This window comes from Pseudomonas sp. MAG733B (genome assembly GCF_036884845.1).
In the GTDB taxonomy this organism is placed as follows: Bacteria; Pseudomonadota; Gammaproteobacteria; order Pseudomonadales; family Pseudomonadaceae; genus Aquipseudomonas.
Genome location: NZ_CP145732.1, coordinates 2,306,346 through 2,319,250, shown reverse-complemented (window position 1 = coordinate 2,319,250; position 12,905 = coordinate 2,306,346). Strand labels below are relative to the sequence as shown.

The window sequence follows — 12,905 nt, the reverse complement described above, 5'->3', positions numbered from 1 at the left end:
ATCTCGAATTGATTCTCACCTAGCCCATTCAAGTAGGCTGCCCCCCCAACCGCCGACCAATCAGATAACCTCACTAACCAAGCATCTCAACAAGATGATTCAGCCATACCTCCCCTGACTCCCACTCATGCCAATAACAATAAGAACAACTCATATCTTTAAGTAAAAACTCTCTCAACTCGAACTCAGCCATACGCATGTGCAGTAGAGCGACAATTTCACCTTTCACTTCTGATATTGTCTCAGCTGTAGAGTCGTTCATGAACGACCTAACAACATCGTCAGCCACCTCGCACTCACACATCCAGTCCTCATTAAAATAGGCTCCCAAGAACTGATAAAGCTTCCAAAACGAGTCATTTATCACTTGCATACCCCGTTAATATAAAGTGGCCAGACGACGTGCTTGGAGTTTTCTTAAGTATCAATTTTACTGTAGACAAAACTTCGAGCCTTCCACTATCGCGAACGACGCCAACGCCAACGGGTGCCGGCATAGGCTGGGTAATAACGAGCTTCTGTGCTTTCCCTTTCATGAACTCATCGATCAACTTTTTATTTTTACTAATAACACTTGAAACTGTGGTTTCTGCAGCAGTCCGATTAGGAAATGTCGACGCAATTGGTATATGGGGTTCAGCCTTGAGCCTTTCCCGCAACTGTGCTTCGGACCTATCAATATGCTTCTCTATAAGATGACCTCCCTGAGCTTCATGCGCAGCTAATCCACCACCCGGAACAATTTCACTGTACGGCCCATCGGTACCTGTATCGCCCGGACATTGGCACGCTAGCCCCAACGGATCCACCCACCCCGTCGGATTGGGCGTGTACCGATACTGGTTCAGTCCTCCCGCCAGCTTCACCGGATCCGGCGTCAGATAACGTCCGGTATCCGGGTGGTAATAGCGGTGGCGGTTGTAGTGCAAGCCGCTTTCGGCGTCGAAGTATTGGCCCTGGAAGCGCAACGGTTGTTCCAGCTGTTCGCCGCCGCCGTGGGTGATTTGGCTGACTTTGCCGTAGGCGGTGTATTTGGCCGACCAGACGATTTCGCCGCCGTAGTCGGTGAGTTCCTGCGGGGTGCCGAGGTGGTCGAGTTGGTAGTAAAACGGGCAGGCTTTTTTCGGGCCTTTGCCGTCGAGCATGGCCAGCGGGCGGAAGCTGCCAGGTTCGTAAAGGTAGCTGCGGTAGTGGCTTTTGCTGGCTTCGGCGACGAGTTGGTCGCCTTGCCAGAAAAACTGCGTGCTGTGGCCGTCGACGGTTTTGTTGATGCGGCGGCCGAAGGCGTCGTAGCGGTAGGACGCTGTGCGGCCGTCGGGCAAGGTGAGGCCGGTCAGGCGGTGCTGGCTGTCGTAGCTGTAGACGGTGACCTTCTCGCCACGGCGTTCGCGGATCAGGTTGCCGTAGGCGTCGTAGTCGTAATGCCGGTCGGCGTGGCGGCGCAGGCGGTTGCCCTTGAGCTGCCAGGGGCCGGGGCGGTCGTGGATCAGCAGGTTGCCGGCCGGGTCGTGAGTGAAGTTTTCCGGGGCCTGGTCACGTCCGTGGCGCACGCCGGTCAGGCGATCGAGCGGGTCGTACTGGTAGCGCCGTGGGCCGTGGCGCGTGTCGCTGATCTGTGCGAGGTTGCCGTTGGCGCTGTAGGCATACTCGCGGCGGTACAGCGGACGCTGGTTTTGCCTGACGGCGTGGGCCTGCAAACGACCCTGTTCGTCGTAGGCATAGTCGCTGAGTAGCAGGCCTTGTTGCCGCTGGCGCTCCCTTCCACATTCAAATTGATGGTTGGTCAGTCGCGTGCCGTTGAGGTCGATGGCCGTCAGCGCCCCACCCTCGGCGCGGTGGTATTCAAGACGGCTGTTGTCCGGCAGGCGCAGGTGCTTGAGCTGGCCGCTGACGTCGTAGCCATAACGCAAGGTGCCCCAGCCCTGATGTTCGGTGATCAGCCGGTCGTGGACGTCGTATTCGAACTCCAGCGGATGGTCCTGGCCGTCATCGACGCTGACCAGCCGGCCCAATCCGTCGTAGCAGTACTCGACCTTGACCCCGTCGGGCAGGGTCTTGACCAGTAAACGCCCGGCGCTGTCGCGTTGGTAAGTGGTGAGCAACTGCGAGCCGTCATCACCGAACTCGGTTTTCTCCAGCAACTGGCCGTTGAGGTCGTAGGCATACGCCGTGCGCCGGCCGTCGAAGCCGCTTTCCTGACGGATCAAGCCGTTTGGTGTGTAGTCCAGCCGATAACGCTCGCCGACTTCGTTTTCGATCTCGGTCAGCAGCAGCTGCGCATGGTCGTAGCGGTACTTCAGTTCGCTGCCGTCGGGGTTGATCCGTCGACTGACCAGGTGCAGATCGTCGGCGTACTCAAAACGGGTGACCCGCCCCAGTTCGTCGGTTTCAGCGGTGATCCGGCCGTAGGCGTTGTAGCTGAACTGGCGACTGGCGCCGCTCGGCGCGGTCGTTTGCAACAGACGGCCGACGGCATCCCACTGGTAACGGCTGACCCCGCTATGTTCGTCCTCAACCGTCGTCCGCCGCCCGAGCGCGTCGTAGGCAAACTGCCGTCGCCCGCCGTCGGGCAGGGTTTCGCCGAGCAACTGGCCGAGGTCGTTCCACTCAAACACATGGCGGCTATGGTCCGGATAACGGATCGCCAGCAAGCGCCCTTGTCCGTCGTACTCGTGATAGGTGCTCTGGCCATCGGGATCGATCAGCCAGGTCACATCACCTTGGGCGTTGCGTTTATAGGTCCACTTGGCCTTACCGCGATAACGCGCATGCAGGAAACCGTTGCGGTACTCGTAGGACGTCGGCTCGTCTTCCGGCGGAATCAGCGCGATCAGCCGTCCGAGCTCGTCGTAGCGGTATTCGGTGATCGCGCCGAGGGCGTCCTGTTCGGCGAGCAAACGGCCCTGTGCGTCGTAGGCCTTGTGCTGCTGACCGCCGTCAGCGGCGACCCGCCGCACCAGTCGTGCCTGCGAGTCGTGGACGTAGACCTCTTCGCTGCCATCGGCGTGTTTGAGGACGACACCGCCGTCGTCGTCCCAGCGATACCGCGTGTCCATCTGCGCAAACGACGCCCAGTGGCGGATACATCGGGCAGCCTTGCCGGATTTTTCCCACTCCCAGTAGAAACTTGCGCCACCGGCCAGTTGCCGTTGCAGGATCACCTGCTGCTCGTCGTAGTCGTAACGCTCGCTTTCACCGGCGGCATTCGTCGCTTCGATCAACCGCCAGCGCGCGTCGTAGCAGTAAGTCACCAGCGTCTGCTCGGTGCGCCAGGCCGGCGGCTGGTCATCGCCGAGGTAAAAGCGCTGGTAGTCGACGGCGACTAAATGGTTACGCTCATAGCGCAACCACAAACAGCGCCCGGCGCCATTGTCCAGGCGCTGAATGCACCCGGAAAAATCGCGCTGCACGCTCAGACGATTGCCATAGGCGTCGCTGATCGCGCTCAAGCGCCCAGCCAGAAAATGGAAAAAACGCACCGACTCGCCAGCCAACGCGACAACCAGTTCTTCCGGCTCTTCACCGAGGTAGATCGCCGCCCGCGACAGGCTGTTGTGGATCGTCGGACGCGTCAGACTCGGCAGCGGAAACGGCGTGCTCCGGTTTTCCGCATCGATCCAGATCACCGTCTCGCCGTCGATCTCGAGGCGCTGGGCCAACGAATGGCTCCAGCCAAACCCGAGGCCGCCGTCGAGTTCCACGGCGCTGGTGCGATACAAACGGGTGAACTCGAACGGCAGCAGCCCATCCAGCACACCGTCAGTCAGGGTCAGCAGTTCTTCGCCGGAGACCAGCGATACCGGGCAGCCGTGCTTGGCTGTACCGGAAGCGGAATCGGCGCTATCACCATTGGGGTTTTTCGCCTGAACCGAAGCGTCGTCAAAGGGCTCGTCTTTTTTCAGCGAGGTGTTGTTGCGAGCCTTCCAGCGCAACTGCATCCAGCCTTTTTTCAGGCCCGCTGCAACGCCCCGTGCCGCCACCGTTTTGTAGCGGTCGACGTAAACGCTGAAGGTTTTGAGGATCGAGAACAATGACTCAACCAGCCGCGTGACCGCACGGATCAACTGCGTACCGCGACGAGCCAAGCGCATCGCCAGATAGGCAACTCCCGCCCCCGCCGTGGCGAAGGTCAGGACGACGGCGATCAGGATGTCGATCAGCAGCTCCACCACCCGCATCGATACGGCCTTGGCGGTTTCGCCGGCAATTACGCTCGGCGGCAGCATCTCCAGCCAAAGACTGGCGGTGCGCAACAGCAGACACAGCGCCGCTTCATCGCTGGCCAGCAGCTGGAGCCTGGCCATGGCTTCGGGCGTTTTTTCCGCCAGGTCTTTCAACTGCTCGACGCCGCTGCCCAGCCGATCAGCAAACTTGCCAGGATCCTGCAGCATGTCCGACAGCAGGTTGATGCCGTCCCACACACCCTCAATCGCCGCCCAACTGCCGGCCAGCAAACCGTTACCCACGGCGGCCGAAGTCGACTGCGACCACCGAGGTTTAAACTCATCCCACTCGCTGCGCAGCCAGGTTTCGAGTGATTGGCCAAGGCCGTCATAAGTGGAAAACAGCTCATCAAGCTGCTGCGGCGTCACCTCGTTCTGCACACGCACGCGATAGAACTTGCCCGGCACGCCTTCGAACTGCCCCTTGCCGTTTTCATCGAGCGTGACCGGCGTCGACTCGCCACCCCTCACCGCGATCACATCGACCTGAATGTTGCCCAGCGGAACGTCATACACCGACTCGAACTTGCTCTCGATCAGCAGGATTCCGCCTTGCGGACACTGCGCAACGGTCGAAATAAAATCGTCGTCGGCGCTGCTGACCACGGTGCGGGTGTTGCCCAGTTTGATCACCCGCTCCATGTCCATCAGTGAGGGCATGTCGGTGGCGCGGCTGACCTTGTCGGCGGCCTGGCTGAACCAGCGTTTGAGCTGTTGGCGATAGAGCGTCAGGGTGTCCGGGAAACTGTCGAGTTCGTGCTCGATGCGGGTGATGTGATCCATCAGCCCACCGAGACGAACGGAGCCGGGTAAAAAACCGGGTCGAACATAAGCAATCCTTCGCGCAGGAAATTTGGCGCAAGGGACTGGGATCAGCGAGGAAAGAAGTCAGGCAAGGATGATGTTGATGTAGGGCGATTCGCTAAAACGAAAACGTGGCGTAGGGATCGGTCCCTACGCCACGCTGTTTTGTCAGATAAGTCGGTACTTACTGTGCAGAATCGCGAGATGCCAACTCTTGCAGTTTGATCTGAGCCAGTGGGTGCCCGGCCTTGACGGCAATCTCCCAGAACCTGACCGCTTCAGTCGGGTCCGGTGCCTTGCTCGGGCTCCCGGCGAGGCTGATCACACCTACTTGGTATGCCGCTTTGCCATCCCCGGCCAATGCCGCCAGACGCAGCAGGCGAACACCTTCTTCTCGCGCGCCAAGCCCAACACCGCGAAAGGTCAGGATGTGGCCATAGAAGCTCTGGGCTCCGACATCGCCCAGGTTCGCCATACGGGCGAACTGACCTTCCAGCCAGCTCCAGCCACGCGGTTGGCGTACAAACCATTGCCAGTGAAACAGCCTACGCGCCAACCAGTAACTGGCCTGCGCCTTGAGTCGAAAAAACACTCAAGCCTCTGCCGACTCGGGGTACTCGTATTCGAATACCCGCACCACTTCCGAAGCATGCCAGGAAGCGGCAGCGACACCATCGGACGGCCCGGAAAACCGCCCGAGGCGCTCGACACACTCAAAGAAACCGGTGCGAGGCAGGCGGCTCGCGCCTTGGCTTATCACCAGCGAGCTGCGCAACGGCTGCTCGGCCTTGGCGTCCAGTGCCGCCAGATGCTCAAGCGCTGCGGTCAGGGTTTGCATGGCTGGCGTCGGCAACTGCAAACGTTCCAGCAACGCCCGATAAGTCAGGAGGTGACGCTGACGGCGTGCCTGATCCAGTTCGCCCAGCAATCCGTCCCAATGATGACGACTGATGCGCACGCTCACGATTCATCCCTCCACCCTGGCACCGTCAGTTCCCAGGCCAGGCTGCGGCGAATCGCGGCGTCGGGCAGACGCTCGCCACTTTCGATCATGGCCAGGTAAGACGGGCTGATGCCTACCGTGCGGGCGAGCGCTTCGATGGCGATGCCCTTCCCTTCGCGCAAACTGCGTAGTTGATCAAGACCTGGAAGAATCGGGTCTTGAGTTGTCGCCAGCGGCGCTGGGGCCGGACGCGACGGTGCTTCGTTGATGCCTGCTGCTTTCAGTAGAGCCTGATACTGAGCCCATGGCAGAACCGCATATTCGGGCTCGCCTTCGCGTGTAATTATCTGAATATCCATGACTACCCCGTAGGACAACAACACTTAGCGAGTCGGCACTTTTCCCTAGAAGTGTAATCCTAACAGCGGCTAAGGTCGCGGGGGCTATCTATCTGAGAATGAGGCTGAATTGGCTCAGCTTTTTTTCGGTCTCTGAAGGCGAAGTTGCTCTGCCGTATCAGGCAGGCGCTCGACCACCGCAAGCTTCTCCGGGACCTGACGTTTGCGCCAGGCGCGGAACGCGCTGAGTTCATCGTCGAGGACTTTCATCAGCCAGGCCAGCACGGCGATGTCATCGATCATGCCGAACAGCGGAAGGAAATCCGGAATTGCATCTACCGGGCTGAGGAAATACATCAGGCCGGCAACGACTGATATCAGCGCCTTGGGGCTGATGGCCCGGTACTCGCCACGCCAGTACGCCAGACAAAGTGCCTGCAACAGACGCAAGTCGTCCTTGAGTTTGCCCAACCGGTTACCCTGGCTGGCACCTTTGCTGGCCACCGCGAACAACAAAGTCGGCAAGCGCCCACGTGCGAGCAGGCGTCCGGCCAGTGGCAGGAAACGAGCGAAACTCCAGGGTGCTTTCATGGATGACTCCCATGTAAATGTTATCCACACAAATTGTGGATAACCTTGTGAACAGAGCTACTTTTCACGTCTGAAAGCCCCGTAATACAAGGGCCGAGCTTAGATCGGGCGTTTTTTACTCATCAAAAAAAAACCCAATATTTCATTGACTTGCCGGTCCGGCGCGGTTAGCGACGGTCCCACAATGGCTATGACTCCAGCCGGCAGCATCTGTTCGCTTTGTTTACCCGCGCCAGACGCCAGATGCAACAACGCCCCGCATAAGCGGGGCGTTGTTTTCAAAGCAGACGCGGATTACTTGGCGGCGTCTTCTTTGGATGGATCCTTGATCGCCAGCAGTTCCAGGTCGAATACCAGCACCGAGTTGGCCGGGATTGCCGGGCTTGGGCTTTGCGCGCCGTAAGCCAGTTCGCTAGGAATGTACAACTTGTACTTCTCGCCGACGTGCATCAGTTGCAGGCCTTCGACCCAACCCGGGATCACACCGCTGACCGGCAGATCGATCGGGCTGCCGCGCTCGACGGAGCTGTCGAATACGGTGCCATTGGTCAGCTTGCCGGTGTAGTGAACGGTCACGACGTCAGTCGGCTTCGGCTGAGCGCCATCAGCTTTCTTTTCCACTTCGTACTGCAGGCCCGAAGCAGTGGTCACGACGCCAGCTTTCTTGGCGTTTTCTTCGAGGAATTTCTTGCCAGCGGCTGCCGACTCTTCGCTCATCTTGGCCATACGTTCTTCGGCACGCTTTTGCAGTGCGGCGAACGCTTCAACCAACTCTTCGTCTTTGAGTTTCTGCTCTTTCTTGCCGACGGCATCTTCGATGCCCTGGGCTACGGCTTTGGAATCCAGATCATCCATGCCTTCCTGAGCCAGGCTCTTGCCCATGTTCAGACCAATGCCGTAGGAAGCTTTCTGCGCCGGGGTTTTCAGCTCTACGCTGGTCTGCGAATCGCAACCCGCGAGTACCAGGCTTACCAGGGCCACCGCCGCCGCCAACCGATGCTGTTTCATGCTATTTCCTTGTTCATGCGCCTAAAGGGCAATCGAGTAAAGCCGCGAGCTTATCAGGCGGCCACGACCAATGGCTACCGGCATGAGAGCCGGAGATTTCCGATAAGTTCAGGTGTTTAAACGCTTTTGCAGGTGGGGATGATGAAACTTCTGTCATCTGCCTCTTACGAAGGCCGCTTCCGTGTCCCACGGCATCTGGCGTAATGGCCACTTGCCGCTTATCGGGGACTCAGGCATAACGGCAGAACAAATCGACAAGGATGTTCATCTTGCGCCTCTTATTCCGCTTGCTGGTTCTGATCATTGTGCTGCTGGGGCTGGGCCTGGCCGTGGTTTTGTACTACGTCGCCAACCCGAAACTGCCGCTCTGGACGCCCGCGCAACAGGTGCATTACCTGGAGCAATGGAGCGCTGCCGACCGCGAGGCATATTACTTCACGCCTCAGGGCACTCAGGTCAAAGGCTTGCGCTACGACTGGTTCACCGCGCTCGAACTGCCCTTCTCGCAACAGCGCTTCGCCGCCCCCGAATACCTCGCGCGGTTCGGCTTCCTGATCGATCCCGGCCAGAAACCCACGCCGAACAACCCCGGCAACCTGCCCGTGGGTTTTGCCCGACATCAGAACCCCGGCAGCCCGGATACGTTTCTGGATATTACCTGCGCCGCCTGCCACACCGGAGAGCTGCGCTTCAAAGGTCAGGCCGTGCGTATCGACGGCGGTTCAGCACAGCATGTTTTGCCTGCCAGCGTTCCTACACTCAAGGGTGGCAGTTTCGGACAAGCCTTGGTGGCGAGTCTGGCCTCGACTTACTACAACCCATGGAAATTCGAACGCTTCGCCCGCACAGTCCTGGGCGCTGATTACGACGTCCGACACCAGCAACTGCGCAAGGAGTTCAAGGGTTCCCTCGATACCTTCCTGAAAGTGGCCTGGAACGACACCCATCGCGGACTCTATCCGACCGAAGAAGGCCCGGGACGTACCGACGCCTTCGGGCGCATTGCCAACGCCAGCTTCGGCGATGCGATCTCCCCCGCCAACTACCGCGTGGCCAATGCCCCCGTGGACTATCCGCAGTTGTGGGACATGTGGACCTTCGACTGGGTGCAGTGGAACGGCTCGGCGCAGCAGCCGATGGCACGCAATATCGGTGAAGCCCTGGGCGTCGGCGCCACCCTTAACTTCTTCGACAAAAACCGCCAGCCACTGATGGGCGATGACCGTTACCCCTCCAGTGTGCGTGTACGCGATTTGCACCTGATTGAAGAGACCCTGCAACGGCTCGAACCACCCGCCTGGCCAGAGACATTGCTGGGGACAATCGATAAGCCTCTGGCCGCCAAAGGCCGCGCACTGTTCGCCGAGAACTGCGCCGGCTGCCACGTCCCCCGAGTGACGCAAGGCGAAGGCCGATACGTACAACACCTGAAAATGATCCCGGTGGAACACATCGGTACCGATCCCGGCGCCGCCAACAATATCGCCGACCACCGCTTCGACCTGACGGCATTGCAATGGAATCAGGCGGAGTTGGAAAAGCTGGATGTCGATCCCAAGCCCACCGAACCGCTGGATATGAGCCAGATGTCGGTGGCCAAGGGGCTGGCGTATGTCACCGCATTCGTCGAAAACCGCGCTTATCGTGAGGCTGGTATCACCCCGGCCGAGCGTCCGGAGATGGATGGTTTCGGCCTGTCGATCGGAGTCAGGGAACTGCGCACCTACAAGGCTCGACCACTGGCGGGTGTGTGGGCAACGGCGCCGTTTCTGCACAACGGTTCGGTGCCAAGCATTTATCAATTGCTCTCGCCGCAGGATGAGCGCGCAACGACGTTCTACAAAGGCACGTTCGAGTACGACCCGAAACACCTGGGTTATCGCACCGAAGCCTTTACCAACGGCTTCCTGTTCGACACGCGCATCACTGGCAACCACAACAGCGGTCACGAATTCCGCTCCGGCAAGCTCGGCAACGGCGTGATCGGCCGCCTGTTGCAACCGCAGGAGCGCTGGGCATTGCTGGAGTATCTGAAGGTGTTGGGCAGCCCGCTGGAGTCGCAATTGCCATGACTCTGCTTATTAGCGAAAGGATTTCCGAATGTTGAAGACCCTCTGGCTACGCCTGGGCGCTTTTCTCGGCAAGACGCTGCTGTGGTTGTTGGCGCTTGGGCTTCTCGGCTGGGCGCTGGCCACGGCGTGGTTTGCCTGGCAACACCGTGAATCGGTATCAGCGCAAGAACTGATCCCGGACGGCGAAGCGGCGATGACTCAAGACATCATTCAGACCGCCGTGCGTATCGTCGACCAACACCGCGAAAGCACCCGCTATCTGCGCGATGCCCATGCCAAGGCCCACGGTTGCGTGAAAGCCGAAGTGCAGGTGTTGCCCGAGTTGGCGGGTGAATTGCGTCAAGGTGTGTTCAGCGAGCCCGGTAAAACCTGGAAGGCGACGATGCGCCTGTCCAACGGCAACGCTTATCCACAGTTCGACAGCATCCGCGATGCCCGGGGTATGGCGATAAAGCTGCTCGATGTGCCGGGCAAGCAACTGCTGAGCGATCAGCAGCAACGAGGCGAACAGGACTTCGTGATGTTCAGCCATCCGAACTTTTTTGTCAGCGATGTCGCCGAGTATCGTCAGAACGTCGCCGCCCAAGCGGATGGTAAGAAGATAATGGCGTTCTTTCCGGGCTGGGATCCGCGTAGCTGGCAGGTTCGTCACCTGTTTATCGCCCTGGCGACGCTGTCCCCTGCTCCGTCGAGCCCGACCCAGACCACCTATTTTTCGGTTTCGCCGTACAAATTCGGTGAGGCCAATGCCAAGTTTCGCGTGATGCCCGACCCGGAAAGCTGCCCGGCGTACAACCTGCCCGCGCAAAACCAGAAGTTGCCTAACTTCCTGCGCAGCGCGCTGAACCAGCAGTTGTCGACTGATCGGGTGCCCGCATGCTTTGTCCTGCAGATCCAGCGCCAGGACGCGAACAAGTACATGCCGATCGAAGACACCAGTATTGAGTGGCGCGAGAGCGATGCGCCGTTCCAGACCGTGGCGCGGATCAAAGTACCGGCACAGGATTTCGATACGCCGGCGCTGAATCTGCAATGCGACAACCAGTCCTTCAACCCGTGGTTCGGACTTGAAGCGCATCGCCCGATCGGCGGCATCAACCGCCTGCGCAAAGCCGTTTACGAAGCCGTCAGAGATTACCGCCACGCGCGCAACGCCGGGCAGTAACCTCAGAAAAAAAAGCGCCTCGAAGGGCGCTCTCTCATGAAGTCTGGCGTAAAAAGCCAAACTCCAGACAGCAAAAAGCCCGCACTAAGCGGGCTTTCTGTGTGGTGACCTGGCGTTCAGTGTTCCAGGTTACCGAATATGGCGCAGCGGACGGGACTCGAACCCGCGACCCCCGGCGTGACAGGCCGGTATTCTAACCGACTGAACTACCGCTGCGCGTAGCGTTGAAAGTGGTGGGTGATGACGGGATCGAACCGCCGACATTCTGCTTGTAAGGCAGACGCTCTCCCAGCTGAGCTAATCACCCTTTACCTTCGTTGCGGGGCACATTATGCCACAGGTTTTTATAAAGTGTTGATTTAATTGAAGTTTTTTCAAAAAAACCTAAAAACCGGTGAAACGACGCATCCCGCAGGAACAACAGTCAAACTTGAGGCAGAAAAAAACCCGCTTTAGCGGGTTTTTCCGTGGTGACCTGGCGTTCAGTGTTCCAGGTTACCGAATATGGCGCAGCGGACGGGACTCGAACCCGCGACCCCCGGCGTGACAGGCCGGTATTCTAACCGACTGAACTACCGCTGCGCGTAACACTTGAAACGAATGGTGGGTGATGACGGGATCGAACCGCCGACATTCTGCTTGTAAGGCAGACGCTCTCCCAGCTGAGCTAATCACCCTTCGCTTCGGTGTGGCGCGCATTCTACGGAGCGACCCTACCTCTGGCAAGCACTTTTTAAATTAATTTTCTGATGCCTTCCAAAGGCTTAGAGAAGGGTTGGCCTATGGCACACGGAGGACAATAATGCCCGCCTTTGTATAAAGGAGAGACTCACCCCATGTGGTTCAAAAACCTGCTTATCTATCGCCTGACCCAAGATCTGCCTGTTGATGCCGAGGCGTTGGAAACTGCACTGGCCACCAAACTGGCGCGCCCATGTGCAAGCCAGGAGTTGACCACCTACGGTTTCGTCGCACCGTTCGGCAAGGGCGAAGATGCGCCGCTGGTACACGTCAGCGGTGACTTCCTGCTGATCAGCGCGCGCAAGGAAGAACGCATTCTGCCGGGCAGCGTCGTGCGTGACGCTGTGAAGGAAAAGGTCGAAGAGATCGAAGCCGAGCAGATGCGCAAGGTCTATAAGAAGGAACGCGACCAGATCAAGGATGAAATCATCCAGGCGTTCCTGCCGCGTGCCTTTATCCGTCGCTCGTCGACCTTCGCTGCCATCGCGCCGAAACAGGGCCTGATCCTGGTCAACTCGGCCAGCCCGAAACGCGCCGAAGACTTGCTGTCCACTCTGCGTGAAGTAATCGGCACCCTGCCGGTACGCCCGTTGACCGTGAAAATGTCGCCGACCGCGACCATGACCGAATGGGTCACCACCCAGAAAGCCGCGGACGATTTCTTTGTGCTGGACGAGTGCGAACTGCGTGACACCCACGAAGACGGCGGCATCGTGCGTTGCAAGCGTCAGGACCTGACCAGCGAAGAAATCCAGCTGCACCTGAGCACCGGCAAAGTGGTCACTCAGCTGTCGCTGGCCTGGCAGGACAAACTGTCTTTCGTCCTCGACGACAAGATGGTGGTCAAGCGCCTGAAGTTCGAAGACTTGCTGCAAGACCAGGCTGAACAGGACGGTGGCGACGAAGCCCTCGGCCAACTGGATGCCAGCTTCACCCTGATGATGCTGACCTTCGGCGACTTCCTGCCGGCGCTGGTTGAAGCGTTGGGTGGGGAAGAGACTCCGCAAGGGATCTGATTTT

10 protein-coding genes and 4 tRNA genes are annotated in these 12,905 nt (G+C 59.0%); 3 read left to right on the top strand and 11 right to left on the bottom strand.

Features of this window, described 5'->3' with window-relative positions; translation table 11 throughout:
* Positions 1–73 precede the first annotated feature (73 nt).
* The 7 genes from V6Z53_RS10580 to V6Z53_RS10550 all read right to left on the bottom strand — a co-directional run bounded on the left by V6Z53_RS10580 (position 74) and on the right by V6Z53_RS10550 (position 7,907).
* Positions 74–304: a hypothetical protein gene (locus V6Z53_RS10580; RefSeq protein WP_338586480.1), complete on the bottom strand. Its 231-nt coding sequence runs from the start codon at positions 302–304 to the stop codon at positions 74–76.
* 52 nt (positions 305–356) lie between these two features.
* A complete protein-coding gene (locus V6Z53_RS10575; protein WP_338585444.1) occupies positions 357–5,006 on the bottom strand; it encodes an RHS repeat-associated core domain-containing protein in 4,650 nt (1,549 codons plus the stop codon).
* A gap of 205 nt (positions 5,007–5,211) precedes the next feature.
* A complete protein-coding gene (locus V6Z53_RS10570; RefSeq protein ID WP_338585443.1) occupies positions 5,212–5,619 on the bottom strand; it encodes a sel1 repeat family protein in 408 nt (135 codons plus the stop codon).
* Positions 5,620–5,991 carry a hypothetical protein gene (locus tag V6Z53_RS10565; protein WP_007945207.1) on the bottom strand — a complete coding sequence of 124 codons (372 nt, stop codon included), beginning with the start codon at positions 5,989–5,991 and terminating at the stop codon, positions 5,620–5,622.
* Complete coding sequence (locus V6Z53_RS10560) at positions 5,988–6,329, bottom strand: helix-turn-helix transcriptional regulator (RefSeq protein WP_338585441.1); 342 nt, start codon at positions 6,327–6,329, stop codon at positions 5,988–5,990. Before V6Z53_RS10560 ends, V6Z53_RS10565 begins: the two co-directional genes overlap by 4 nt.
* Positions 6,330–6,443: 114 nt before the next feature.
* Positions 6,444–6,899 (bottom strand): DUF1232 domain-containing protein, encoded by a 456-nt coding sequence (locus tag V6Z53_RS10555; protein ID WP_338585440.1) that lies wholly within the window; start codon positions 6,897–6,899, stop codon positions 6,444–6,446.
* A 294-nt stretch (positions 6,900–7,193) separates the two neighbouring features.
* Positions 7,194–7,907 (bottom strand): FKBP-type peptidyl-prolyl cis-trans isomerase, encoded by a 714-nt coding sequence (locus V6Z53_RS10550; RefSeq protein WP_338585439.1) that lies wholly within the window; start codon positions 7,905–7,907, stop codon positions 7,194–7,196.
* A 269-nt stretch (positions 7,908–8,176) separates the two neighbouring features.
* On the opposite strand from V6Z53_RS10550, the gene V6Z53_RS10545 reads away from it, so the two are divergent.
* Positions 8,177–9,979, top strand: coding sequence for a di-heme-cytochrome C peroxidase (locus V6Z53_RS10545; RefSeq protein ID WP_338585437.1), 1,803 nt, complete (start codon positions 8,177–8,179; stop codon positions 9,977–9,979).
* Between the two features lie 28 nt (positions 9,980–10,007).
* A complete protein-coding gene (locus V6Z53_RS10540) occupies positions 10,008–11,144 on the top strand; it encodes a catalase family protein (protein ID WP_338585436.1) in 1,137 nt (378 codons plus the stop codon).
* A gap of 139 nt (positions 11,145–11,283) precedes the next feature.
* Here the strand turns inward: V6Z53_RS10540 and V6Z53_RS10535 are convergent.
* The 4 genes from V6Z53_RS10535 to V6Z53_RS10520 form a co-directional block, all read right to left on the bottom strand.
* Positions 11,284–11,360 (bottom strand) — tRNA-Asp (locus V6Z53_RS10535).
* A gap of 15 nt (positions 11,361–11,375) precedes the next feature.
* Positions 11,376–11,451 (bottom strand) — tRNA-Val (locus tag V6Z53_RS10530).
* Positions 11,452–11,649: 198 nt separating this feature from the next.
* Positions 11,650–11,726 (bottom strand) — tRNA-Asp (locus tag V6Z53_RS10525).
* A 19-nt stretch (positions 11,727–11,745) separates the two neighbouring features.
* A tRNA-Val gene (locus tag V6Z53_RS10520) sits at positions 11,746–11,821 on the bottom strand.
* A gap of 159 nt (positions 11,822–11,980) precedes the next feature.
* Between V6Z53_RS10520 and rdgC the strand changes: the two genes are divergently transcribed.
* Positions 11,981–12,901 carry a recombination-associated protein RdgC gene (gene rdgC / locus V6Z53_RS10515; RefSeq protein ID WP_008060875.1) on the top strand — a complete coding sequence of 307 codons (921 nt, stop codon included), beginning with the start codon at positions 11,981–11,983 and terminating at the stop codon, positions 12,899–12,901.
* The last annotated feature ends 4 nt before the right edge of the window (positions 12,902–12,905 follow it).